This window comes from Streptomyces sp. NPDC040545 (assembly GCF_055595065.1).
This window is the reverse complement of sequence record NZ_JBVIWA010000033.1, coordinates 1-23,256: the sequence shown is the minus strand read 5'-3', so window position 1 is coordinate 23,256 and position 23,256 is coordinate 1. Positions and strand designations below refer to the sequence as shown.

The following is a 23,256-nucleotide window of genomic DNA, read 5'->3' as shown; positions in this document are numbered from 1 at the left end:
GGGACTCACCGGCCTCACTCCCCGCTGCGGCGGCGGCGCAGGGCCAGCGCCCGGCCCGCGACGGCCAGGGTGGCGACCGCGGCGAGGACGGCGCCGATCACCGTGTGCGGCAGCCCCGGTCCATCGGCGCCGTGGGTCTTCTTGGCCGACTGCGCCGCGAGTTCGGCGGACATGCCGCCGCCGCCCGCGTGCACCGGCCAGACGGGCGAGGCGTGGTGGGACGGGCGGTACTCGGAGATCTGGACGGAGCCGCTGACCTTGTCGTGGCCGTCGCACGTCACCCGGACGGAGTGCCAGCCGGGCGAGGCGTGCGAGCTGATCATCGCGTCGCCGTAGAGCGGGCTGCGGCCGCCGTCCCGGCCGTAGAGGTCGACGTCCGACACGAAGGCGGCCGACTTGGCCGCTCCGCGGGTGCCGTCACAGCCCTGGACGCGCAGCTTGACCTGCGCTCCGGGGTGAGCCGGATTCGGGTCGACCGTGACGCTGCCGCGGTCTCCGCGGTCACCGCGGTCCTCCTCGCCCGCGAGGGCGATCGGCGCGGTCACCGCCGAGAATGCCGCCAGGGCGACGGCCATCGCGGTGGCGCGGACAGCGATCGGAACACTGCGCATGGTGAACCTCCTCGACAAGGAGATTCACGCGCGGCGCGCCGCCGCGCATCCGGAGCGGCGCCGTACGTGTCGGCCGTACGCCCCAAACGCGGTACGCCCGTTCGGCCGTACGCCGTACGCGGGTGCGCGGCAGACGGGTGCGCGGCACGCGGGTGCGCGGCACGCGACGCGGCTACGGCGTACGCGTCAGACCAGGTCGACCAGGTCGGCGATCGAGGCGACCGTCTTGGTCGGGCGGAACGGGAACTTCTCGGTGTCCTGCTCGGTGGTCAGGCCGGTCAGGACGAGGAAGGTCTGCATGCCCGCTTCCAGACCGGCCAGCACGTCGGTGTCCATCCGGTCGCCGATCATCGCGCTGGTCTCCGAGTGCGCGCCGATGGCGTTCAGGCCGGTGCGCATCATCAGCGGGTTCGGCTTGCCGGCGAAGTACGGCTTCTTGCCGGTCGCCTTGGTGATCAGCGCGGCGACGGCGCCGGTGGCCGGGAGCGGGCCCTCGGTGGAGGGGCCGGTCTCGTCCGGGTTGGTGCAGATGAAGCGCGCGCCCGCGTTGATCAGGCGGACCGCCTTGGTCATCGCCTCGAAGCTGTACGTCCGGGTCTCGCCCAGGACCACGTAGTCGGGCTCGTGGTCGGTCAGGATGTAGCCGATGTCGTGGAGTGCGGTGGTCAGGCCGGCCTCGCCGATGACGTAGGCCGTGCCGCCCGGACGCTGGTCGTCGAGGAACTTCGCGGTGGCCAGCGCCGAGGTCCAGATGTTCTCGACGGGGACCTGCAGACCCATGCGGGAGAGGCGGGCCTGGAGGTCGCGGGGGGTGTAGATCGAGTTGTTGGTCAGCACCAGGAAGGGCTTGCCGGACTCGCGCAGCCGCTTGATGAAGGCATCGGCGCCGGGGATCGGGGTGCCCTCGTGGATGAGGACCCCGTCCATGTCGGTGAGCCAGGATTCGATCGGCTTGCGCTCTGCCACTGGACTGTTCTCCGCTCTCGGTGACCTGCGACCTCTGGTCTGTACCACCCTATCGGGGCCGGGCCGCGGACGTCCTTGCCGTCCACAGCCCGGACCCGGATCACGAGCAGGGGCGGTCAGCCCAGGTGATCGCCCAGGTGATCAGCCCAGGCGGACGTTGTCGACGGTCCAGAACCAGTTGTTGTTGCCGCTGTAGCGGAAGCGGACCTGGACGTCGGTGGCGCCGGCCGGGACCTGGAGGGCGAAGGACTCCGACTTGGCGACGGCGTCGGCGGTGTAGGTCTTCACCACGGCCGGGGCGGCGCCGTTGTAGGAGACCAGGACCTGGGCGGTCTGGCCGGCCTCGTGGCGGTAGTGCGTCTGGAAGGTCAGATTCCGCGTGCTGCCGCCGCTGACCGCCCACTTGGGGGTGACGAGGGTGGAGTCGAAGGTGCCGGTGTGGCTCTTGTCGTCCCACTCGTCGGAGTCGGCGACGGCGAAGACGTCACGGGAGCGGACGTTCAGCTCGCGCCACTGGTCGCGCTGCGACTGGCTCCAGAACTCGTCGGTCGCGAACGCCCAGCCGGCCCACTCCGTGACACCGCCCGTGCCCATGTTGGAGTTGTCGACGGACCAGCCGGCGGGCGGGGTGTGCGTGAAGCCCTTCACCCCGGCCGGGATGCCCGTCTCGTCCACCCGGGCCCGGAGGTTCGGGCGCAGGGTGTCGAAGGGGTCGTCGTCCGGGGCGTTCAGCGGGACGCCGTCGAGGCCGGAGCCGCTGACGCCGACCTGGGCGAGGGCGGTGGCGGCGACATCGGCCAGCCGCACGTCGGCGCGTACGGAGCCGGCCGGGATGCCCGCGCCCTTGGCGATGACGAAGGTGCCGCGCTCCTGGACGGTCGAGCCGCCGTGGCCGCCGGAGTCGGTGTGGCCGTGGTCGGTGGTGACCAGGATCTTCCAGTTCTCCTGGGCGTACGCCGGGCGGTTCTTGACGGCGGTGAGGAGCTGGCCGACCAGGGTGTCGACGCGGGCGATGGTGTCGAGGTACTGCTGGCTGGCCGCGCCGTAGGAGTGCCCGGCCGCGTCGATCTCGCCGAGGTAGACGAAGGCGGCGTCCGGGTTCTGGTCGCGCAGTTCGGCGGCAGCGGCCGCGGCGATCTTCGGGTCCTCGGTGCGGTAGCCGTCGCGGTCGCCCTTGAGGGAGAGGCGCTTGTCGACCTTCGCGGAGAAGATCGGGCCGTTCTGGTCGGTGGAGGTGACGGGCTCCCAGTCGGCGGCCGCGTACGTGTTGAGCGCCGGCTTGGCGTTCTCGATGCGGGTCAGGAAGTCCGGGTAGGCGGCGTAGTTCTTGCCGGTGAAGGAGTTGTCCTTCACGCCGTGCTTGTCGGGCCAGACCCCGGTGGCGATGGTGGACCAGCCGGGGCCCGAGGAGGTGGCGGCCATCGGGCTCGCGTAGAGGGTGCTGCGGGCGGTCAGGCCCTGGGCCATCAGGCCGTTCAGGTGGGGTGCGTCGGCGGCCTTGACGCGGTCCAGGACCGCGCCGTCGATGCCGATGACGAGGACCTTGTCGGTGTTGACCGCGGCCGCGGCGGCACCGGCGGGGGTGGCCGCGGCGGTGGCGGCGATCAGGGCGGAGGTGACGGCGGTCGCGGCGATGGCACGACGTCCGGGCAGGACAGGGGACACGTACTCCTCCTGGGAGCAGGTGAGCGGCGAAAGGAGCGGGGGAGTTTCGACGTTCGACGTACGTTCCGGTGTGCGCCGGGTCCGGACCGAAGGTGCGGTCTTCGGTCCAGCTTCGGTCCAGACCCGTTATACAAAGGTCACTCTGCCGGTCGGGGGTGGCCGGCAAGTGACCGGTCAGCTTCCGGTTGCCGACTTCCACGCGTCGACGTAGCCGGTGAGGTTCTTGTCGATGTCGGCCCAGTCCGGCTCGAAGATCTCCACGCCCGTCATGAGCTTGGTCAGCTCGACCGCGTTGGCGTCCGTCGGCTTGACGTCGGTGCGCGCCGGGAAGCCGCCGCCGACCCCGCTGACCAGCTGCTGGGCCTCCTCACTGAGCAGGAAGTCGAGGAGCTTCTTGCCGTTCTCGGTGTGCGGGGCCTTGTCGACCAGGCCGGCCGCGTACGGCAGGGCGAAGCTGGTGGGCTTGCCGCCCTCCTTCGCCGGGAACCAGATGCCCAGGTTCGGCATGGACTTGGACTGTGCGAAGTTCATCTGGACGTCGCCGTTGGCCACGAGCAGCTCGCCCTTGTCGGTCTTGGGCGCGAGCTTGCTGGTGGAGGAGGACGGGCCGACGTTGTTGGCCTGGAGCTTCTTCAGGTACTCCATCGCCGGCTCCTGGCCGCCGAAGTCGTGCATCGACTTGATGAGCACGGCGGTGCCGTCGCCCGCGACACCCGGGGTGGAGTACTGCAGCTTGCCCTTGTACCTGGCGTCCAGCAGCTCTTCCCAGGTCTTGGGGGCCTCGGTGAGCTCCTTCTTGTTGTAGACGAAGCCGAAGTAGTTCTTGACGACCGAGGTCCACTTGCCGTCGGCTGCCTTGTCCGCGCCGTTGACCTTGTCGGATCCCTGCGGCTTGTAGGGCTGGAGCAGACCCTTGCCGTCGGCCTGCTGGATGAAGGGCGGCAGGGTGATCAGTACGTCGGCCTGGGTGTTGGTCTTCTCACGGACAGCGCGCTGCACCATCTCGCCGGAGCCGCCCTCGACGTACTTGACCTCGATGCCGGTCTTCTTGGTGAAGTCGGCGAAGACCTTGTCGTACCAGCCGTCGCCCTTCTCGCTCTTGAGGCCGTCGGCGCTGTAGACGGTGACGACCTTCTCGCCGCCCTCGGAGCCGGCGGCGGAGGTACCGCCGCCGCAGGCGGTGAGGGAGGAGGCGAGGGCGAGGGCGCCGGTGACGACGGTGGCGGTGCGCTGGAGTCTCTTGCCGGTCATGGAACTTCCTTACGGGGAAAGGGAGTCGGAAAGGGGGGCGGTTCGCGGTGCGGTGCGGTGCGGGCGGTTCAGCGGTAGGAGGCCCTGGTGCGGACGCGAGAGACGGCCAGGAGGACCAGCAGGGTGGTGGCCATCAGGACCACGGCGACGGCGGAGCCGCCGTAGAGCGAACCGCGGTCGGTGGCGGTGAAGATGCGGACGGGGAGGGGCATCCAGTCCGGCGGGTAGAGCATCATCGTGGCGCTCAGCTCGCCCATGGACAGGGCGAAGCAGAGGCCGGCGGCGGCCGTGAGGGACGGCAGCAGGAGGGGGAGTCTGACCCGCCACAGGACGTACGCGGGACGGGCGCCCAGGGAGGCGGCCGCCTGCTCGTACGCGGGGTCGAGCCGCACGATCGCCGCCGAAACCGACTGGTGGGCGAACGCCGTGACAAGGATCGTGTGCGCCAGGATGACGATCGAGCTGGTGCCGTTGAGCAGGACCGGGGGCCGGCTGAAGGCGACCAGCACGGCGAGGCCGACGACGACGGACGGCACGGCGACGGGCAGCATGAACAGCGCGTCCAGGACCCGCTTCGGGCGCTTCCTCAGGGTGGCGGCTGCCAGCGCGGCCCAGGTGCCGACGGCGAGCGCGAGGAGGCTGGCGGCGAGGGCGGTGACCAGGCTGGTGGTCAGGGCCTGGAGGGATTCGCCGCGCACGGCGGCCGCGTAGTTCTCGGTGGTCGGACCGGAGGGGAAGGCCCCGGACCAGTGGGTGGCGAAGGAGGCCGCGACCACGACGAGCAGGGGCAGGGCGAACAGCGGCAGGAAGAGCAGGCCGAAGAGGCCCCAGGCGGCCCAGCGGCCGCTCTTGCTATGCACCAGCACGCTGGCCCACCACCCGGTAGAGGCCGAACAGGCCGACGGATATCGCGATGTTGACGACGGCGACCACGCAGGCGGCCGCGTAGTCGGATTCGAGGATGGCCTTGCCGTAGATGAGCATCGGGAGGGTCGTGACGTCCTTGGCGCCGGTGAACAGGACGATCCCGAACTCGTTCAGGCACATGACCAGGACGAGGCTGCCGCCGGCGGCGAGGGCCGGGAGGGCCTCGGGCAGGATCACCTGCCGGACGATCCGGGCGGGCCGGGCGCCGAGGCCGGCGGCGACCTCCAGCTGGGCGGTGTCCAGCTGGGAGAAGGCGGCGAGCAGCGGGCGCATCACGAAGGGTGTGAAATACGTGATCTCCGCGAGCAGGACGCCCCAGGGGGTGGTGAGGAAGTGGAAGGGCCCCTCGGCGGCGCCGGTGAGGTCGGTCACGAGGCCGTTGGCCATGCCGACCGTTCCGTAGACGAAGAGGAGGGCGAGGGTGATGAGGAAGGAGGGGAAGGAGAGGAAGACGTCGATGAACTTGGCGACGGCGCGGGCCCCGGGGAAGGGCACGAAGGCGATGATCAGCGCGAGCGTGAAGCCGAGTACGAGGCAGCCGGCGGTCGCACCGACGGCCAGCCAGACGGTGGTCCCGAGGGCCTCGCGGAAGCTCTGCGAGGCGAAGACGGAGGCGTACGCGTCGAAGGCGCCGCCACCGTTCTCGGGGCTGAGCGACTGCTGGACGACCAGCGCGAGCGGATACAGGAACACGAGCGCGAGCACGGCGACGGGCGGCAGGGCCCATAGTGCCGAATTCAGCCCCGCCGGCGTTCGAGGCGCGGGGCCGGGGGCGGAGCCCCGATCCTTCAGCCCCGCCGGCGATTGAGGCGCGGGGTCCGGGGCGGAGCCCCGATCCTTCAGCCCCGCCGGCGTTCGAGGCGCGGGGCCGGGGGCGGAGCCCCGATCCTTCAGCCCCGCCGGCGTTCGAGGCGCGGGGCCGGGGGCGGAGCCCCGATCCTTCAGCCCCGCCGGCGATTGAGGCGCGGGATCCGGGGCGGAGCCCCGGTTCTCGGCCGGGACGGGCACCGCGCGCCGCGTGGCCTCAGCCATCCGACACCCCTGCGGCCAGCAGCACGGCGTCCCGCGGCTCGAAGTGCAGCGTGACCCGGTCCCCCAGCGCGGGCGTCTCCCGCAGCTCGGGGAGGTCCGCCTTCACGCGGTGGCCGCCGACGTCCACGTACAGCCGGTGCGTCGAGCCGCGCCACTGGACCTCGGCGATGGTGCCGCTCAGCGCGTTGGGCCCGGTACCCAGGCAGAGCAGGTGCGGCCGTACGCACAGGGTCGCCGTCGAACCCGGCGCCGCGCGCCCGCGGTCGAGGGTCAGCGTCCGGCCCTCGAAGACCGCGCCGCTCTCGGCGACCGTCACCGGCAGCAGGTTCGCGTTGCCGACGAACGAGGCGGTGAACTCGGTGCGCGGGGCCCGGTACAGCTCCTGCGGGGTCCCGCAGTCCCGCAGCCGGGCCTGGTCCATCACGGCGATCCGGTCGGCCAGGGTCAGCGCCTCCACCTGGTCGTGGGTGACGTACAGGATCGACACGTCGGGCAGCTCGCGGTGCAGACGGGCCAGCTCGGTGAGCATCCCGGAGCGCAACTGCGCGTCGAGGGCGGACAGCGGCTCGTCGAGCAGGAGCACCCCGGGGCGGATGGCGAGGGCGCGGGCGATGGCCACACGCTGCTGCTGGCCGCCGGAGAGCTCGCGGGGGTGGCGCCGCGCGTAGGCGGCCATGCCGGTGAGTTCGAGCGCCTCGGCGACCCGGCGGGGGATCTCGGCCCTGGGGGCCTTCTGGGCCTTGAGGCCGAAGGCCACGTTGTCCTCGACCCGCATGTGCGGGAAGAGCGCGTACTGCTGGACGACCATGCCGATGCCGCGCTTGTGCGGCGGGAGGGCGGTGACGTCCCGGCCGCCGATCAGTACCCGGCCCGCGACGGGCCGTACGAAACCGGCGACGGCGCGCAGGGCCGTGGTCTTGCCGGAACCGGAGGGGCCGAGCAGGGCCATCACCTCGCCGGGTTCGACGGTCAGGTCGAGGGAGTCCAGGACGGTGTTGCCGCCGTAGGCGACGCTGACCCCGTCGAAACGGATACCGCTCACGGCGACTCCACGGGCGGAGTGGGGAGGGCGAGGAGTGCGGGGAGTGCGAGGAGTGCGGGGAGTTCGGCGACGGAGGCCAGGACGTGGGTCGCGCCGTGCCGGGTGAGCGCCGCGCGGTCGTGGGCGCCGGTGAGGACGCCCGCCACGGTCCCGGCGCCGGCGCGGCGGCCGCTGAGCATGTCGTAGGCGGTGTCGCCCGCGACCACGACGTCGCTCACGTCGGCCACGGCGCCGGTGCGCAGGAACGCGGTCAGCACCATGTCCGGGAACGGGCGGCCGCGGCCGCCCGCGTCGGCGGGGCAGAGGGTGAGGTCGGCGAGGTCCTGCCAGCCGAGGGCGTCGAGGATGGCGTCCTGGGTGACCCGGGCGAAGCCGGTGGTCAGGACGACGGTGCGGCCGTCGGCGCGGAGCTGCTCGATCGCGGCGCGGGCGCCGGGGAGCGGGGTGACGAGACCGCCGTCGACGAGGGCTCCGTAGGCCTCCTCGAAGGCGGAGTTGGCGCGGCGGGCGAGTTCCTCCGTACCGAACAGGTGGCGGAAGACCGAGATCTTGGACTCGCCCATGGTGTCGAGGACGTACCGGAGCTTCTCGGCGTGGTCGGGGGTGCCGGGCTCGACGCCGAGGCGCTGGGCGGCCTGCTCGAAGGCGCGCTCGACGAGGCCGCCGTCGGCGACGGTGGTGCCGGCCATGTCGAGGACGACCAGCTTGCCGCGGGTGATGTCGGTTTCAGGTGTGATGTCACTCATCTGACTTACCAGCCCAGTTCGTTCGCGGTGGTCTCGGCTATGGCGGGCGAGCAGGTCATGCCGCGGCCGCCGGGTCCGGTCACCAGCCAGACGCCGTCGGCCACCTGCTGGCGGTGGACGACGCGGGTGGTGTCGGCGCACTGCGCGTACACGCCCGCCCAGCGGTGGCGGATCCTCGGCAGCGGGCGGCCGAGGAAGGATTCGGCCACGGCGGCGACGTGCTCGTAGGGGTCTTCGAGGGTGTCGAAGGCGAAGGGGTGCTCGTACTCGTGGGTGTCGCCGATGGTCAGCCCGCCGTCGCGGCGCTGGACCATCAGCAGCTGCATCTTGTGCTCGGCGGCGATCGGCGCCTGCGCCTGCTCGGCGTTGAGGGTGTCGAGCGCGGGGGACTTGTAGGCGGGGTAGTAGCGGAAGCTGTCGGCGTCCGCGACGGAGGTGGTCAGCGGCTCGCCGAGCGGGTCGGTCTGCATCATCTGGAGGCGGACGCGGCGCACGGGCAGGTCGGGGACCAGTTCGCGGACCAGGCCGGACAGCCAGGCACCGGTGGCCAGGACCACCGCATCGGCGCGGTGGACGTCGCCGTGGTCGTCGCGGACGGCTGCGGGGGCGGTCCTGGTGGCTACTGCGGGTCCGGCGCTGCGGCCCGCTCCGAGGCCGGCCACCTCGCGGACCTCGCGGCCGGCGAGGAAGGTGTAGCGGCCGGCGGCGCGGGTGCGCAGGGCCTCCCGGAGGTGGAGCTGCGCGGTGCGCGGCTCGACGGCCGCGTCCCGCTCGCACCACAGTGCGGCCTCGAACGCGCCGCGCAGGGCCGGGTTGATCTCCCGCGCCTCGGCCGCGGTGAGCAGCTTGTAGCCGCGGGCGGCGGCGTCCGGGCGGGCCAGGGCCGCCTCGGCGACCGCGAGTTCGCGAGCGGTGCGGACGGGGGTGAGGGAGCCGTTGGCACGGAAGCCCAGGCCGGGCACCTCCGCGCCGATGCGCTCCCAGAGCTCGCGGGCCCGCAGGGCCGTGTCGAGCTCTTCTCCCCCGGCCCGTCCGCTGACCCAGATCTGGCCGAAATTACGCAGGGACGCGCCGCGGGCCTCCGCTTCTCGCTCGATCTGGACGACCTCGTGGCCGCGTTCGACTGCTTGCCAGGCGTGCATGGTGCCGACCACGCCGCCTCCGACGACTATGACTCTCACGCCGCCAACGGTGGGTCGGGTCCGTGACCCGGGAAGGTCGGTCCGGCGACGGCCCGGTGAACAACCCCCGACACTTGGACTAGACCCGTTATCTTTCTGTGATGTGAATGCGTCCCGTTCTGCCCGGTACGGACCGATAGCTCCTGCGCTATTCGGCGCGCAGGCGGGTCGTGAAGCTGAACCGGTCACCACGGTAAAGCGAACGCACCCGTTCCAGCGGCCGGCCGTCCTGGTCCCGCGAGAAGCGGTGGATGAGCAGCATGGGGAGAGCGGGCGGGGTGCCGATCAGCAGGGCCTCGCGCGGGGTCGCCAGGACCGTCTCCAGCTTCTCGTCGGCCTCGCCGAAGGAGATGCCGAGGCTGTCGCGGAGGTACACGTAGAAGGAGGAGTCCGGCTGGAAGTCACTGTCCAGGCGAGGGGCCCGGGCCACCCGGATGTACGTGCTCTCCAGGCCGACGCGCTCGTCGTCGGCGAGCAGGACACGCTCCAGGTGCCAGACGGGCTCCCCGGGCTCGGCCCCGATGCCGGGAGCGACGTCGGGCGGGCAGGGGAACTGCTCCAGGCCGATGAGGTGACGGCCCGGACGGCGGCCCTGGCGGCGCACGCCCTCGGTGTAGCTGGCGAGGGAGAGCGGCTGCTCCAGCTTGGGGCCGGCGACGACGGTCCCGCGGCCGGAGCGGCGCAGCCGGCCCTCCAGCAGCAGCTCGCGCAGGGCCTGGCGGACGGTCTCGCGGGACACCTCGTACCGCTCGGCGAGATCGCGCTCGGTGGGCAGCGTGCCGCCCTCGCCGAGCTCGTCGAGGAGCTCGGCGATGCGGGCCTTGACGGCGTAGTACTTGGGGATGCGGCCGTGCTCGGGAATGCCGGAACGCACGGGTGAGCCGGGGCGGTGCCGCTGGGTCTGTTCTTCCACGGTGGGACTCTATGCGGGGCGGCCGGCGCCACGAGGTGACGGGGGCACGGACGGTGTGCGGTCGATCCGCGGACGGTGCGCGGGCGGCTGACGGGCGGTTCGGCGTGCGGTCCGGTGTGCGGTCCGGCGTGCGGTCCGCGGACCGTTCAGGGTGCGGTCCGCGGACCGTTCAGGGTGCGGTCCGCGGACCGTTCAGGGTGCGGTCCGCGGACCGTTCAGGGTGCGGTCCGCGGACTGTTCAGCGTGCGGAGCGGCGCAGTCGGCGGGCCCCCAGCAGCAGGCCGCCACCGGTGGCGAGCGCGGCCACGGCGCCCGTCCCGTACGCCCACTCGCGCGGGCCGGTGTGGGCGAGGGAGCCCGCCTCGACCGGATCCTCCGGCCCCTCGACCGAGAACCGGTAGCCGCCCGCCTCGCCGATCCAGTCGCCGTCGTCACCCTTGCGCTGGACGAGGGCGGCGTCGGCGACGACCTCGCCGACGGGCGCGTCGGGGGCGAAGGAGAGGCCCACCTTGACGGTCAGGGAACCGCCGGGGCCGACGGTGAAGCCGGGGAAGGCGTCGCCGCCGTCGAAGACGGCGATGATCTCGTCGCGGTCGCTGCTCTCCAGGCTGACGGGGAAGGTGCCGCCCGGGGCGTCGAACTCCATGCGCAGGTGCGCGGGGCGCAGGGCGCGGGCCTTGTCCGTGAAGACGACGATCGGGTGGATGGCCGTGCACTCGGAGTTGGTGGTGTTGGTCAGGTCCAGGTACCACGTCTGCGGGCCGGCGCCGGTCCGGTACACGGCCGGGCCGCCGCGGATCCGCGCCCCGATGGGGAAGGCGGTGCTCTTCCCGTCGCCGCAGGTGGCCTGCGCGCGGGAGGGCAGTGCGGGTGCGGGGCGTCCGCCGCCCGCGCCGATATCGGCTCCGGCGGTGGGCGCGGTGGTGGCGACCAGTGCGGCGGAAAGGGCGGCGGTGAGGGCAAGGGCTTTGCGCAGTCGCATGGAAGACCTTCGCTGCTCGCCGGACGGGACGATGATCGGACGAGGTGACAATCACCCCGGCTCTGCCCGCACCCTGCCACCCCCGCGCGACCCCCCATCGGGAGCCACGCCTGAGTTGCTCCGGTTTACGCCCGAATGACGCACGGGGTCAAGTCCTTCCCCCGCCCGAACCTCATCCGACCCCGCCGCCCGCATCCAGCCTGGCCGGCGATTGAGGCGATCTTTCAGCCCAGCCGGCGATCGAGGCGCGGGGTCCGGGGCCGAGCAGGGCCGAGCCCCGGTCCTTCAGGCCAGCTGCCCGAACGTCGGCCCGAGCGCCAGCTCCGCCGCCCCCTCCGCCACACCCGCGCCCGCCAGGGCGACCACCGGCCGGGCCGGATCCAGCGCGCGGGCCGCGAGAACGGCCCCGACCCCGGCCACGAAGACCTCCGGCGCCGCCTCCACCACACGCCCGCCGAGCAGCACACGGTCCACGTCCAGCAGCGCGACCAAGTTGGCCGCCCCCTCACCCAGGATCCGTGCCGCCTCGGGCATATCGCCCCGGGCCACCGCCCCCAGGCACAGCACCTCCACGCAGCCCCGCGCCCCGCACCGGCACGGCGGGCCGTCCAGCAGGAGGACCTGGTGGCCGAACTCCCCCGCCGCCGAGCGGGCACCCCGGTAGACCCCCCCGCCCAGCCACAACCCCGCGCCGAGCCCGGTCCCTACGTGCAGGTACACGCAGGTGTGGGGCCCTCCGCCGGCATACGCATCCGCGGCTGCCGGTACGGCTGCGGGTGCAGCCCGTCCGGCGTCCACGTCCCGCCCGGCATACGCAGCCACATCCGTGGCCGCATCCGCATCCGCATCCACATCCACATCCGCATCGGGCCAGGCGGCCCGGAGCCACGCCCCGGCGGCCGCTGCCGCACCGGCGTTCGTGTCCTTGTCCAGCAGCACCGGAAGGCCCAGCAGCCCTTCCAGCACCCCGCGCAGCGGAAAGCCCTTCCAGCTCGGGAACCCGGTCACCCGCCCCATCGCCCCGGCCCGGTGGTCGAGCGGCCCCGGTGCGGCCACGCCGACGCCCAGGAGCGGCAGCCCGGCCGGATCCCCGACCCTCGCGACCGCCCGTACGACCGCCTCCACTGCCGCTTCCGGGCCGGCCCCGAAGTCCAGCGGGCCACTGCTCTCGGCGACGACGCGGCCCGCCAGGTCCACCCGTACCGCACGGAGCTCGTCGCGGTCCAGGTGCACCCCGACGGCGTGACGCGCGTCCGGCACCAGCCGGAGCAGCGTGACCGGCTTGCCGCCGGTGGACGCCGCGCGGCCGGCCTCCACGACCAGCCCGTCCGCGCCGAGCCGGGCCGTGATCTTGCTGACGGCCTGCGGGGTGAGACCCGTACGGGCCGCGAGTTCGGCGCGGCCCAGGCCCGCCGGCCCGGCGCCGCGCAGCAGATCCAGCAGCAGCGCCTCGTTGTACCCGCGCAGCGCCGGCAGGTTCACCCCGCCACGACTCTCCCCGCTACCCCTGTTCACTCGCCCATTGTCCACCCTCCTTGCACTTTGACAACACTGTCGCCAAAGTGGTCACCATGAGCACCCCCGCCCCCTCCTCCCCCCTCCGCGTCGGCCTCATCGGCTACGGACTCGCCGGCTCCGTCTTCCACGCCCCCCTCGTGGCCGCCACGGACGGGCTCACCCTCGACACCGTCGTCACCTCCGACCCGGCCCGGCAGGCCCAGGCCCGCGCCGAGTTCCCCGACGTACACATCGCCGCCACCGCCGCCGAGCTGTGGGACCGGGACCTCGACCTGGTCGTGATCGCCTCCCCCAACCGGACGCACGTCCCGCTCGCCACCACCGCCCTCGAAGCCGGCATCCCGGTGGTCGTGGACAAGCCGCTCGCCGCCACCGCGGCCGAGGCCCGCGCGCTCGCCGCCCTCGCGGACCGCAGCGGCACCTTCCTCTCCGTCTTCCAGAACCGCCGCTGGGACAACGACTTCCTCACCGTGCGCCGCCTGATCGCCGACGGGGAACTCGGCGAGGTCCAGCGCTTCGAGTCCCGTTTCGAGCGCTGGCGTCCGCAGCTGAAGGGCGGCTGGCGCGAGTCGGGCGCCCCGGAGGAGATCGGCGGCCTGCTGTACGACCTCGGCAGTCACGTCGTGGACCAGGCACTGGTGCTGTTCGGCCCGGCCGTACGGGTCTACGCGGAGGCCGACCTGCGCCGCCCGGGCGCCGAGACCGACGACGACACCTTCATCGCGATCACGCACGCGAACGGGGTCCGCTCCCACCTCTACGTCAGCGCGACCACCGCCCAGCTCGGACCGCGGTTCCGCGTCCTGGGTTCGCGGGCCGGCTACGTGAAGTACGGCCTGGACCCGCAGGAGGGCGCCCTGCGCGAGGGGCTGCGTCCGGACGGGGACCTGCCCTGGGGCGAGGAGCCCCCGCACCTGTGGGGCGTCCTCGGCTCCGGCGAGTCCCCGCTGACCGGCGGCGGGATCCCGGTTCCGACCGAGCAGGGCGACTACCCGGCGTACTACGCGGCGGTGGCGGCCGCGCTGCGCGCGGGCGGCCCCGCGCCCGTGACGGCGCGCGAGGCCGCGGACTGCCTCGACGTACTGGAGGCGGCCCGCCGGTCGTCCGAGGAGGGCGTGACTGTGGAGATTCCCGCCACGGTGTCCGATTCCGACTGACCGGGCCGCGATCAAGGCGATCCCGGACCGCCGGCCGGCCGGGCCGGCCGGCGGTCCAGGCGTGCGCGAGGCGGCACACAAGGCCCTCGGCGGGCATCCGTCCGACGCCGAGCTGCGGGAGTTCGTGAAGAACACCCCGCACGCACGGGTAAGGGGCGGGGCCGCCGATGGCGGCGGCCCCGCCCCTTCCATGTCCGCGTCCGCGTCCGGCTACGCGCCCTTGAACTCCTGGCGCTGACGGCCGAGACCCGTGATCTCCACCTCGACCACGTCACCGGCCCGCAGGTAGGGCTTCGGCTCCGGCTGGCCCATGGCCACGCCGCCCGGCGTGCCGGTGACGATGACGTCGCCCGGGTACAGGGTCATGAAGTGGCTCAGGTACCGGACGACCTCGCCGACCGGGAAGATCTGGTCCGAGGTGTTGCCGTCCTGCTTGAGCGCACCGTTGACCCACAGCTTCACGTCCAGGACCTGCGGGTTCGGGACCTCGTCGGCGGTAAGCAGCCAGGGGCCGATCGGGGTGAAGGTCTCGCAGTTCTTGCCCTTGTCCCAGGTGCCGCCGCGCTCGATCTGGAACTCGCGCTCCGAGACGTCGTTGACCAGCACGTACCCGCCGACGTGTGCGAGCCCCTGCACGGCGGAGTCCAGGTAGCGGGCGGTGCTGCCGATGACGACGCCGAGCTCGGCCTCCCAGTCGGTCTTCACGCTGCCGCGCGGGATCAGCACGGTGTCGTCGGCGCCGACCACGGTGTCCGGGGCCTTCAGGAACAGGATCGGCTCGGCCGGCGGCTCCGCGCCGATCTCGGCGGCGTGTCCGAAGTAGTTCAGGCCGATGCCCACGACCTTGCCGATGCGGCCCACCGGGGCACCGATGCGCAGGCCTTCGGCGCTCAGGACCGGAAGCTCACCGGACTCGGCCGCTTCCCGTACCCGGGTCAGCACGGAGTCGTCGGCCAGCAGGCCGCCGTCCACATCCGTGATCAGGCCGGACAGGTCACGCAGGGTCCCGTCCCGGTCGAGCAGCGCGGGGCGTTCCGACCCTACGGGTCCGACACGCAGCAGCTTCATGGGCATTCTCCCGTGGTCGTGGGTGGTCGGCCCGGGGCGTACCCAGGGCCGGCCGATGGGTTGCGGCCATCGGAGGATTTGGTCGATCCTCCAAGATGGCCACCCAATCCGCAAGACCCTGTTCACAGACTGGAACGCGCGCCTCCACCCGCCTGGTGCTCCGCCCGCTCCTTGCGGTACTGGAGCCAGGCCCGCTCCGCCACCGACCAGGCGGTGGTGGTCAGCAGGTACAGCCCGGCGGCCAGCGGCACCACGGCGGCCGTGATCAGCGTCCCGAACGACAGCAGGGGCAGTACGCCGCCCAGCTTGCGCATGACCTCCTGCTGCTCGGCACTCACCTCGGCCATGACCCCGACCCCGGCCTTGGGCCCGCCGCCGACCCCGGCCTTGGACCCGCCGGCCCCAGCCTTGGCCCCGGGCTTCTTGGCGGCAGCGGCCTTCTTGGGGGCAACGGCAGCGGCGGCCTCCGCGACCGAGGCAGCCGTCCGGCGCCCCCGCACCGCGCTCCACCCGGCCACCACCGCGATCGCCCCGAACAGCCCGAGGAACACCAGCCCCTGCGCCCCGAACGGGCCGCCCTCGCCCAGCGCCTCGGTCCACCGGGCCCCCAACGGCGCGGCGAAGAGCCGGTGCCCGAGCAGCTCGTTCGCCTTCCCGCCCACCTCGGCGGAGGAGAACGCCTGGTACATCACGAAGAACACGGGCAGCTGCAGCAGGATCGGCAGGCACCCCGCCGCAGGAGTCGCTCCCCGGAAGGCGGCCCGGCTCAGCGGGTGCAGCGCGAGCCGTACGAGCACGGTGAACAGCACGATCGCGGCAGCGGTCGCGGACTGCGCCAGCACCGGCTCGAGAAGCTGGCCCAGCTCAGCAACAAGGTGGGTGAAAACGGACACGCGGGCCCTCCGAAGGGTCTCGTCGAACGTCGAAAGAGATGCATTTCGGCGTGACGACCCGCGAGGGGCGACAACAGTGATCAGTCAGCAGAAGGCGAGAAGTACTGCGCGCCCCTACGCGGCCGTCGGGACGAGACGGCCGGGCGCCCTGGGCCTCGACCGGCCCGAGGCATCGGGATCACGCTGCGGCAGGAAAGCCGTGCGCTGCTCGCGATCACGGATCGCGGTGCGTATTCGGTGCGGCTGCACCGGCCGCACGAGCCGCGCGGCGGCGAGAGCCGCGGCGCCCACGGCGACGGTGGCCGCGAAGGCGACCACCACGGCGCCCAGCCCGCCCTCCCCGGCGAACAGCCCGAGGATTCCCCCGAGCAGCACGAGCGGGAGCAGCAGGCCAAGGACCCGCGAGGTCCGCGCGTACAGGGCGAAGGACAGCAGGCCGCCTTCGCGTCGTTGCCGAGCCATACGGACCTCCCCCTCTCCACTCCCGCGCGCGAACTCCCGTACGACATCGATGGTAACCGGCCCCGCCGACAGATCCATCGGCCGCAAGTATCGAGGTCAGGAAGACTTGAGTAGGGTCCCCCAGACCACCAGCCGGTACTTCGAGGTGTACTCGGGCGTGCAGGTGGTGAGCGTGATGTACGCCCCGGGCTCGCTGTACCCCTGGTCCGGCTTCACCACGCTGCGCGGCACGGGCGCGATCACCCCGGTGTCCCGCTCGGTGGTCTCGCCGAGGATCTTCCCGACCACGTACGTGTACCGGCGCCCGCGCACGTCGACGATCAGCTCGTCGCCCGCCCGCAGCCGGTTGATGTACCGGAACGGCTCGCCGTGCGTGTTCCGGTGCCCGGCCAGCGCGAAGTTCCCCTGCGCCCCGGGCCCGGCGGTCCCCGGGTACTGCCCGGCGTAGCCCTTGTCCAGGACGGCCCGCTTGTCGACGCCCTGCGCGACGGGCACGACGAGCCCGAGGCGCGGGACACGCAGCACGGCGTACGCCCGGTCCCGCTCGGAAGGCCCGGCGGCGGGCCCGGCGGGCCGGGCGGGCCGGGCGGCCGGGGTCGCCGCGGGCACCGCCCCCGAATCCGCCGGCGCACTCGGCTCCGGCCCCACCACCGGCCCGCCACCGACCTCGGTCTCGCCCCCGCCATCAGCCCCTCCACCGGCGAGGGCCCCCTCACCCCACGCCCGCTCCAGCGCCTGGACCTGCTCCTGCGCGGCAGCCGCGGCCTGCCGATTGGTCCACCACACCTGATGCACCACCAGCAACAGGACCACCACCCCCACGGTGACGATCAGCTCGGCGCCCGCCCACAGCACCCCCGCGAGACCGGCCCGGCGCCCCCGCCGGCCGCTCCCCTGCACCACCACAGGTACGTGATCTCGCACGGGCGGCACCCTAAGTCCTCCCCCGCCAACTGACCAGCGGCAGTACGGTGTGAACCATGCGCCCCGACACGCCTGCCGAGCACATCGCCGAAGCCGAGCGCCTCATCCGCACGGCGACCCGCTACCCCGAGGACCAGGAGCCCTTGCTCCTCCAGGCCGCGGCCCACCTCGAACTGGCCGACGCACGTGACCGGGCGAGTGCCCTGTACGACCAACTCCTCTCCTCCTCACCCGCCGACCCCCACCTGATCAAGGCCCTGCAGGCGGCGAACCTCTGGGAGTACGGCCACGAGGCGGAGGCACGCGCCCTCATCACCGGCATCCGCGCCGCCTCGCCCAAGGACCCGGCGCCGTGGGAGGTCATCGCGGAAGCCCTGGAGGCCCACGACGAGTTGGAGGCCTCGCACGACTGCTTCACCGAGGCGGCCACCCTCCTCATCGCGGAGGACGACCCGCTGACCCCGGCCACCACCGCCCTCCTCACGGGCCGCCACCGCGTACGCCGCCTCCTCGGGCGCACGCACGACGACTGGGACATGGTCGCGGACACCCGCCACATCGGCCCGATCCCCCTCGACGAGCTCCACGACCCGAAGCGCATCTGGGCCCTGGGCTCCGACGACCCCGCCGAACTGCGCGCCGAGATCGCCCGCCTGCGCGCCGAACTGGGCGACCGCCGCGCGGCCCTCTCCCGCCCCTTCCCGGTGGCGATCCTGCACTGGCCGCAGCGCGAACTGTCGGAGCTGCTGACCAGCTACCCGACCCTCGCCTCCGAATACCCCTCGCACGAGGCCCACCTGAGGGAGATCGAGACCTCGCTGCGCGCCCTGGCCGCCTCGGGCACCACGAACCTGGGCATCGTCACGGCGAGCGTCCCCTCCTACGAGGCCTTCGCGGCGTCGGAGAAGACCTCCCCGGCCTCCCCGTCCCTCCTGGCCGAATACGCCACGACCCTGGCAGCCCGCGGCAAGGCCACCCCGTGGCCCCCGACCCCCACCGCCGCCTGCTGGTGCACATCGGGCAAGCCGTACGCGGAGTGCCACGAGGTGTCCGGCGGCTGAGCAGGGCGATCCGGCCGGGGACACGATGTCGCGGTCCGGTGATTACGTACCATCGGCTTCAGGTGGGGGTGCCGTGCCGAGCCTTCGTCGTGACTCGACCGAGCGCGCCTGCCGGGACCAGCAGGCGGAAAGTGGAGAAGGGAGACCGTCATGATCGCGGCCGTGCCTTCCTCCCCGTCCGTGTCGGCCCGTATGAGTCGCCAGGCGCGCCGGAACACCACCCCCGAACTGGCGGTGCGCAGGCTGCTGCACGCGGCGGGCCTGCGCTATCGCCTGCATGTGAAGGTGCCCGGCATGCCGCGCCGCACGATCGACATCGCCTTCCCCGGAGCCAAGGTCGCCGTCTTCCTCGACGGATGTTTCTGGCACGGGTGCCCCGAGCACGCGACGCAACCGAAGTCCAACGCACAGTGGTGGCGTGAGAAGCTCGACAAGAACATGGCACGGGATCGCGAGACGAGCGAGGTGTTGGCGGCGGCCGGCTGGACCGTGCTGCGGTTCTGGGAGCACGAGACCCCGGAGTCCGTTGCGGCCCGTGTCATCGTTGCCCGCCGCGGCGCGACGAGCAACTGAACCGCCCTCCTGGGCCACCGACATGCGTCCGACCGACGCGGCCAGGACGACATGACGAGCTCGGTACCGGCCGGGCTCACCTCTGGAGCTGTGTGCCGGCGCCGGAGGTTTGGCGCTGGGCCTCGACGAGGCCGGGTTCGACCCGATCGCGCTCCTGGACACGACGCCGACTCCTGCGCGACCCTGCGCGGCAACCGCCCGGACCGGACCGTGCTGGAGCAGGACATCCGAGACTTCCTGCCGTCCGACCGACCTGATCTGTTCGCCGAAGGGCCCGGCCGGGCAGCCCTAGCGGTCCGCCGCCGCGTAGGCGGCCGTGGCTACCGCGGCCGCCGCCGTGAAGACCGCCGGCCAGGCGCCGATCTTCTTCGCCAGGGGGTGTGATCCCGCGAACGCGGCGACGTAGGCCGCGCCCAGGAGGGCCGTCGTCGCCGGGGTCGTGCGGCGGTGCCATTCGCGCGCCGCGAGGGTGCCCGCGGCCGCGAGGACCACGCCGCCCAGCGGGCGTACGCCGGTCCAGCGGGCCGTGGCGTAGCCGCCGACCAGGCCGGCCGCCGCTACTGCCGAGGTGGGAATCTGCGCCATCGTGGGGTCCTCCAGCCGTTCGAACGTCTCCGGACGAGGCTAACGCGCCCGCCGCGTGAAGCGGCGCGCGGTCGTCACGCCCAGGACCACGACGCCTCCGCCGAGGACGCCGGGCGGGACGGTGTCCTGGACGGCGCGGGGAAGGACGGCGATGACGCCCAGGGTGATGAAGAACGCCACCGCGCACGCGGCGAGGCCGATGAGGGCTTTGCGCAGGAGAGAGCTGGACACACGGGTTCAACGCCGGGCCGGGGGACGGCGATACGGCCGGGCCGGGCCACGTACGGAAGTCGGATTTGTCGCACACCCTCCGGATCCGCACAGGTGCCCTCCGTGGAACCTCCCCGGCGTAGATTCACTCTCCTACACGGGCGATACGACCGAAGCCGCCCAAGCCGGCCCAAGGAGCTGCAAACGTGATCTGTTATGGACCGGCCGTGCTGGACCTGTCGGACGAACTGGCCGACGCCTACAGCGAAGTGTTCTCCGCGCCACCGTGGAACGAGGACGAAGAAACCATTCGCCAGTTCTCCCTCCGGCTCCAGGCCGACAGCCGCCGCGCCGGTTTCCGCACCGCCTTCGCGCAGTCGCCCGCGGGCATCGACGGCTTCGCCACCGGCTGGCTGACCCCCAAAGCCTTCCCCCGCGACCGCGGCTACGGGCAGGTCTCCGCGCAGCTCGGCCGGCAGCGCGTACGGGAACTCCTCATCGGCGCCCTGGAGATCGACGAGCTCGCCGTACGCCCGCACGCGCGCGGGAACGGCACCGGGCGCACCCTCCTCGCCGAGATCACCGCCGACGCCCCCGACGGCCGCGCCTGGCTGCTGACCGCCCGGATGGCCACCGACACCGTCGCCACCTACCGGCGCCTCGGCTGGCACGAGGTCACCCCGCTGCCCGGCACCCAGAACGGCGTCGTCGTCTTCCTGGCCCCGGGCCACCCCTCGGCCTGAGCATCGCGCACGCCCCACCGGGCATACCCGGGGCGTGATCACCGCACTCGCCCGCACCGCCCGGCGACAGCTGAACATGGCCACCTACCACCAGCTCAGGCAGGCCGGGATCCCGGCCGCCACCATCAGCGGCCGCAGCCGCCGCGAAGGGCCCTGGCAGCGGCTTCTGCCACGGGTGTACCTCCTGCAGACCGGCCCGCCGGACACCAGGCAACAGGCGCTGTCCGCCGTCCTCTACGCCGCCCACCCCGCGGCCGATCCGCTCTCCGGGGCCACCGCCGCGCTCACCGGCGGCGCCGCGCTCGCGCTCCTCGGCATCCGCGACGCCCCGCCCGAACCGCTGGACGTCCTCGTCCGCGCCCCGCGCTCACCGGCCGCCGCAGGCCGCGTCCGGCCCTGCCCGACCTCGCGCTGGCCCGCCACCATCCACATCTGCGGCATCCCCGGCGCCCGCCCGATCCGGGCCGCCGCCGACTTCGCGGCCCGTACGGACGATGCCGACCTGGTGCGCTCCGTCCTGGCCAACGTCGTCCAGGGCGGCTGGTGCCACCCGCACGACCTGCACGCCGAACTGCGCGCGGGCCGCGTCCGTGGCCGCCCCGCCGTACGGGCCGCGGCCGCGGAGCTGGTCGCCGGGGTCCGCTCGATCGCCGAGGGCCGCGCACGCGACACCCTGGCGGCGACCGACCTCCCGGCCCCGCTCTGGAACGCCCGCCTCCACGACGGGGACGGGGCCTTCCTCGCCAGCCCGGACGCGTACTGGCCCGAGGAGGGCGTGGCACTGGAGATCGACTCCGCGGAGTACCACTACACGCGCGACGCCTGGCAGGCCACCCTGCACCGGCGGCTGCGCCTGGAATCCCGGGGCGTCCTGGTGGCCAGTACGACCCCCGGGCTCCTGCGCGACAGACCGGCGGACGTGATCGCGGCCCTGCGCGCGCTCCTGGTCCTGGGCGCCGCCCGCCCCGCACCCCCGCAGGTCACCACACGCGGGCACGCCCAGCTGGAACTGCCGCTCCCGCCGGCCTACGCCCCCAAGGCGCGGGACACCGTATAGATCAGCAGGCCCGCCAGGGCGCCGACCACCGTGCCGTTGATACGGATGAACTGCAGGTCACGGCCGATGTGGGCCTCGATCTTGCGGGAGGTGTGCTCGGCGTCCCAGCCCGCCACCGTGTCCGTGATCAGCGAGGTGATCTCGGTCCGGTAGGTGGTGACCACGTAAACCACCGCGCCCTCGATCCAGCCCTCCATCTTCGCCTGCAGACGGCCGTCGGTGGCCAGGCGTGCACCGAAGGCGATCAGCGAGGCACGGACCCGCAGGCGCAGCTCGCTCTGCTCGTCCTCCGCCGCCGAGATGATCATCGACCGGATCGCCGACCACGCGGAGGCGATGACGTCCTGGACCTCGTCACGCGCCAGGATCTCGGACTTGAGCCGCTCCACCTTCGCGCGGGTCTCCGGGTCCGACTGGAGGTCCACCGCGAAGTCCGCCAGGAAACGGTCCACCGCCCCGCGCGCCGGATGCTCGGGCATGTCCCGCATCTCCGTGACGAAGCGGAGCAGCTCCTTGTAGACGCGCTCGCCCACCTTGCGGTCCACGAACCTCGGGGTCCAGCCGGGGGCCCCGCCCTGGACCGCGTCCGTGATCGACGCCCCGTGCGTGACGAGCCAGTCGTGGGCCTTGGCGCAGATGAGGTCGACGGCCCGGCGGTGGCCGCCGTCCTCGACGACCCGCTCCAGGGTCTTGCCGATGCCCGGCGCGATCTCGGCGGCCTCGGCGCGGCGGGTGATGGCCTCGCCGACGACGGCCTGCACGTCGGAGTCGCGCAGCACGGTGAGCGCGCCGCGCAGGGCGGCGGCCAGCTCGGCCGTGACCCGGTCGGCGTGTTCGGGATCGGCGAGCCAGGAGCCGAGGCGGCCGCCGATGCCGAGGGCGTGGAGCCGGGCCCGGACCACGTCGGCGGAGAGGAAGTTCTCCCCGACGAACTCGCCCAGGGAGACGCCGAGCTGGTCCTTCTTGGTCGGGATGATCGCGGTGTGCGGGATGGGCAGGCCGAGCGGACGCCGGAAGAGGGCGGTCACGGCGAACCAGTCCGCGAGCGCGCCGACCATGCCGGCCTCGGCCGCGGCGGCGACGTACGCGGCCCAGCCGCCCGCGCCCCAGGCGTGCTGGGCGTACTTGGCGAGTACGTAGACCAGCGCGACCAGGATCAGCAGACCGGTCGCGGTGGCCTTCATCCGGCGGACCCCGCGGCGGCGCTCCTCGTCGGCGGCGCTGAACACGAACGCGCCGCGGGTGGGTGGCGGTGCGGTACCTCCTGTGGTGCTGCGGTTCTCCATGTGCTCCTGCCTTCCCCGGGGGCGCCGGTTTTGTCTGCACAGCATCCGACTCCTGAGCGGGGCGAGGAGTTCCCGCCACGCCAGTCCGCTCCCGCGGGGGTGACGGTGACGGCCCGGGGCACCCGGACCCGCCGCTTCGCCGGTCCGCCGGTCCGCTCCCGCGGGGGAAGCAGTCCGGGCGACCCCGGGAACCTCCGGGCCCACCGCCGAGCCGGTCCTGCAGGGCGGGCCGGTCCGGTCCGCACCGGCCTGCGGGCCGTCCGGGGCCGGGCCCGTACGCACCGGCCAGCGGGCCGGGATCCGGGTGTGGTGTGGGCCGGTGCGCGGGGCCGGGGAGGGGTGTCTCCTCGGCTCGGCGCATGCGGGCAATCTCGGCCGTACCCGGTGGTCGCGCGCTCGTCCT

Annotated in this window: 25 protein-coding genes; 6 read left to right on the top strand and 19 right to left on the bottom strand. The window is 73.1% G+C overall.

All coding sequences use genetic code 11. The annotated features are described in order from the left end of the window. Positions 1–14 precede the first annotated feature (14 nt). The 12 genes from ACZ573_RS36460 to ACZ573_RS36405 form a co-directional block, all read right to left on the bottom strand. The gene (locus ACZ573_RS36460) at positions 15–611 is read right to left on the bottom strand and encodes a hypothetical protein (protein ID WP_468113589.1); all 597 of its coding nucleotides are present in this window, start codon (positions 609–611) and stop codon (positions 15–17) included. Positions 612–797: 186 nt separating this feature from the next. Next, positions 798–1,577, bottom strand: coding sequence for an HAD-IIA family hydrolase (locus ACZ573_RS36455; RefSeq protein ID WP_030016791.1), 780 nt, complete (start codon positions 1,575–1,577; stop codon positions 798–800). A gap of 141 nt (positions 1,578–1,718) precedes the next feature. Further along, entirely contained in the window at positions 1,719–3,242 is a 1,524-nt protein-coding gene (locus ACZ573_RS36450) for an alkaline phosphatase family protein (protein ID WP_471312861.1), read from the bottom strand. 174 nt (positions 3,243–3,416) lie between these two features. Beyond that, positions 3,417–4,493, bottom strand: a complete 1,077-nt coding sequence (locus ACZ573_RS36445) for a 2-aminoethylphosphonate ABC transporter substrate-binding protein (RefSeq protein WP_471312859.1) — start codon at positions 4,491–4,493, stop codon at positions 3,417–3,419. Positions 4,494–4,561: 68 nt separating this feature from the next. Further along, the gene (locus tag ACZ573_RS36440; RefSeq protein WP_471312857.1) at positions 4,562–5,359 is read right to left on the bottom strand and encodes an ABC transporter permease; all 798 of its coding nucleotides are present in this window, start codon (positions 5,357–5,359) and stop codon (positions 4,562–4,564) included. Beyond that, the gene (locus ACZ573_RS36435; RefSeq protein ID WP_471312913.1) at positions 5,346–6,161 is read right to left on the bottom strand and encodes a 2-aminoethylphosphonate ABC transporter permease subunit; all 816 of its coding nucleotides are present in this window, start codon (positions 6,159–6,161) and stop codon (positions 5,346–5,348) included. Before ACZ573_RS36435 ends, ACZ573_RS36440 begins: the two co-directional genes overlap by 14 nt. A 283-nt stretch (positions 6,162–6,444) precedes the next feature. After that, positions 6,445–7,494: an ABC transporter ATP-binding protein gene (locus ACZ573_RS36430; RefSeq protein ID WP_471312854.1), complete on the bottom strand. Its 1,050-nt coding sequence runs from the start codon at positions 7,492–7,494 to the stop codon at positions 6,445–6,447. Continuing rightward, positions 7,491–8,240 (bottom strand): phosphonatase-like hydrolase, encoded by a 750-nt coding sequence (locus ACZ573_RS36425; protein ID WP_471312852.1) that lies wholly within the window; start codon positions 8,238–8,240, stop codon positions 7,491–7,493. The genes ACZ573_RS36430 and ACZ573_RS36425 overlap by 4 nt, the downstream gene beginning before the upstream one ends. 5 nt (positions 8,241–8,245) lie before the next feature. Then, positions 8,246–9,421, bottom strand: a complete 1,176-nt coding sequence (locus ACZ573_RS36420) for a TIGR03364 family FAD-dependent oxidoreductase (protein WP_471312850.1) — start codon at positions 9,419–9,421, stop codon at positions 8,246–8,248. A gap of 148 nt (positions 9,422–9,569) precedes the next feature. After that, the gene (locus ACZ573_RS36415) at positions 9,570–10,334 is read right to left on the bottom strand and encodes a GntR family transcriptional regulator (protein WP_301370853.1); all 765 of its coding nucleotides are present in this window, start codon (positions 10,332–10,334) and stop codon (positions 9,570–9,572) included. A 238-nt stretch (positions 10,335–10,572) separates the two neighbouring features. After that, positions 10,573–11,316: a hypothetical protein gene (locus ACZ573_RS36410; protein ID WP_471312847.1), complete on the bottom strand. Its 744-nt coding sequence runs from the start codon at positions 11,314–11,316 to the stop codon at positions 10,573–10,575. Between the two features lie 285 nt (positions 11,317–11,601). Continuing rightward, on the bottom strand, positions 11,602–12,831 hold the full coding sequence (locus ACZ573_RS36405) for an ROK family transcriptional regulator (RefSeq protein ID WP_471312846.1): 1,230 nt from the start codon (positions 12,829–12,831) through the stop codon (positions 11,602–11,604). A 56-nt stretch (positions 12,832–12,887) separates the two neighbouring features. On the opposite strand from ACZ573_RS36405, the gene ACZ573_RS36400 reads away from it, so the two are divergent. Both ACZ573_RS36400 and ACZ573_RS36395 read left to right on the top strand, forming a co-directional pair. Next, positions 12,888–13,991 (top strand): Gfo/Idh/MocA family protein, encoded by a 1,104-nt coding sequence (locus ACZ573_RS36400; RefSeq protein WP_471312844.1) that lies wholly within the window; start codon positions 12,888–12,890, stop codon positions 13,989–13,991. A gap of 61 nt (positions 13,992–14,052) precedes the next feature. Then, positions 14,053–14,229: a hypothetical protein gene (locus ACZ573_RS36395; protein ID WP_471312842.1), complete on the top strand. Its 177-nt coding sequence runs from the start codon at positions 14,053–14,055 to the stop codon at positions 14,227–14,229. Here ACZ573_RS36395 and ACZ573_RS36390 read toward each other — a convergent pair. The 4 genes from ACZ573_RS36390 to ACZ573_RS36375 form a co-directional block, all read right to left on the bottom strand. Beyond that, positions 14,202–15,059, bottom strand: a complete 858-nt coding sequence (locus ACZ573_RS36390; protein WP_471312840.1) for a fumarylacetoacetate hydrolase family protein — start codon at positions 15,057–15,059, stop codon at positions 14,202–14,204. The genes ACZ573_RS36395 and ACZ573_RS36390 overlap by 28 nt on opposite strands. A gap of 122 nt (positions 15,060–15,181) precedes the next feature. Beyond that, positions 15,182–15,952 (bottom strand): YidC/Oxa1 family membrane protein insertase, encoded by a 771-nt coding sequence (locus tag ACZ573_RS36385; RefSeq protein ID WP_471312837.1) that lies wholly within the window; start codon positions 15,950–15,952, stop codon positions 15,182–15,184. A gap of 114 nt (positions 15,953–16,066) precedes the next feature. Then, complete coding sequence (locus ACZ573_RS36380; RefSeq protein ID WP_471312835.1) at positions 16,067–16,414, bottom strand: DUF6412 domain-containing protein; 348 nt, start codon at positions 16,412–16,414, stop codon at positions 16,067–16,069. A gap of 96 nt (positions 16,415–16,510) precedes the next feature. Beyond that, on the bottom strand, positions 16,511–17,338 hold the full coding sequence (locus ACZ573_RS36375; protein ID WP_471312833.1) for a class E sortase: 828 nt from the start codon (positions 17,336–17,338) through the stop codon (positions 16,511–16,513). Positions 17,339–17,394: 56 nt separating this feature from the next. On the opposite strand from ACZ573_RS36375, the gene ACZ573_RS36370 reads away from it, so the two are divergent. Next, a complete protein-coding gene (locus ACZ573_RS36370; RefSeq protein ID WP_471312831.1) occupies positions 17,395–18,399 on the top strand; it encodes a tetratricopeptide repeat protein in 1,005 nt (334 codons plus the stop codon). A 150-nt stretch (positions 18,400–18,549) separates the two neighbouring features. Next, positions 18,550–18,972, top strand: coding sequence for a very short patch repair endonuclease (locus ACZ573_RS36365; protein ID WP_471312829.1), 423 nt, complete (start codon positions 18,550–18,552; stop codon positions 18,970–18,972). A 288-nt stretch (positions 18,973–19,260) separates the two neighbouring features. On the opposite strand, the gene ACZ573_RS36360 is transcribed toward ACZ573_RS36365, so the two are convergent. Both ACZ573_RS36360 and ACZ573_RS36355 read right to left on the bottom strand, forming a co-directional pair. Beyond that, positions 19,261–19,557, bottom strand: a complete 297-nt coding sequence (locus ACZ573_RS36360) for a hypothetical protein (protein WP_301370832.1) — start codon at positions 19,555–19,557, stop codon at positions 19,261–19,263. Positions 19,558–19,596: 39 nt separating this feature from the next. After that, on the bottom strand, positions 19,597–19,788 hold the full coding sequence (locus tag ACZ573_RS36355; RefSeq protein WP_471312827.1) for a hypothetical protein: 192 nt from the start codon (positions 19,786–19,788) through the stop codon (positions 19,597–19,599). A gap of 185 nt (positions 19,789–19,973) precedes the next feature. Between ACZ573_RS36355 and ACZ573_RS36350 the strand changes: the two genes are divergently transcribed. Both ACZ573_RS36350 and ACZ573_RS36345 read left to right on the top strand, forming a co-directional pair. After that, positions 19,974–20,510, top strand: a complete 537-nt coding sequence (locus tag ACZ573_RS36350; RefSeq protein WP_471312825.1) for a GNAT family N-acetyltransferase — start codon at positions 19,974–19,976, stop codon at positions 20,508–20,510. A gap of 34 nt (positions 20,511–20,544) precedes the next feature. Next, a complete protein-coding gene (locus ACZ573_RS36345) occupies positions 20,545–21,567 on the top strand; it encodes a hypothetical protein (RefSeq protein WP_471312822.1) in 1,023 nt (340 codons plus the stop codon). Here the strand turns inward: ACZ573_RS36345 and ACZ573_RS36340 are convergent. Beyond that, positions 21,537–22,853: a DUF445 domain-containing protein gene (locus ACZ573_RS36340; RefSeq protein WP_471312820.1), complete on the bottom strand. Its 1,317-nt coding sequence runs from the start codon at positions 22,851–22,853 to the stop codon at positions 21,537–21,539. The two genes, ACZ573_RS36345 and ACZ573_RS36340, sit on opposite strands and share 31 nt — an antisense overlap. Between the last annotated feature and the right edge of the window lie 403 nt (positions 22,854–23,256).

Excerpts from the sequence above, each read along its gene's own strand:
- ACZ573_RS36460 (WP_468113589.1), bottom strand. The coding sequence starts at position 611 with ATGCGCAGTGTTCCGATCGCTGTCCGCGCCACCGCGATGGCCGTCGCC.
- ACZ573_RS36445 (WP_471312859.1), bottom strand. The coding sequence starts at position 4,493 with ATGACCGGCAAGAGACTCCAGCGCACCGCCACCGTCGTCACCGGCGCC.
- ACZ573_RS36425 (WP_471312852.1), bottom strand. The coding sequence starts at position 8,240 with ATGAGTGACATCACACCTGAAACCGACATCACCCGCGGCAAGCTGGTC.
- ACZ573_RS36410 (WP_471312847.1), bottom strand. The coding sequence starts at position 11,316 with ATGCGACTGCGCAAAGCCCTTGCCCTCACCGCCGCCCTTTCCGCCGCA.
- ACZ573_RS36400 (WP_471312844.1), top strand. The coding sequence starts at position 12,888 with ATGAGCACCCCCGCCCCCTCCTCCCCCCTCCGCGTCGGCCTCATCGGC.
- ACZ573_RS36390 (WP_471312840.1), bottom strand. The coding sequence starts at position 15,059 with ATGAAGCTGCTGCGTGTCGGACCCGTAGGGTCGGAACGCCCCGCGCTG.
- ACZ573_RS36380 (WP_471312835.1), bottom strand. The coding sequence starts at position 16,414 with ATGGCTCGGCAACGACGCGAAGGCGGCCTGCTGTCCTTCGCCCTGTAC.
- ACZ573_RS36370 (WP_471312831.1), top strand. The coding sequence starts at position 17,395 with ATGCGCCCCGACACGCCTGCCGAGCACATCGCCGAAGCCGAGCGCCTC.
- ACZ573_RS36365 (WP_471312829.1), top strand. The coding sequence starts at position 18,550 with ATGATCGCGGCCGTGCCTTCCTCCCCGTCCGTGTCGGCCCGTATGAGT.
- ACZ573_RS36360 (WP_301370832.1), bottom strand. The coding sequence starts at position 19,557 with ATGGCGCAGATTCCCACCTCGGCAGTAGCGGCGGCCGGCCTGGTCGGC.
- ACZ573_RS36340 (WP_471312820.1), bottom strand. The coding sequence starts at position 22,853 with ATGGAGAACCGCAGCACCACAGGAGGTACCGCACCGCCACCCACCCGC.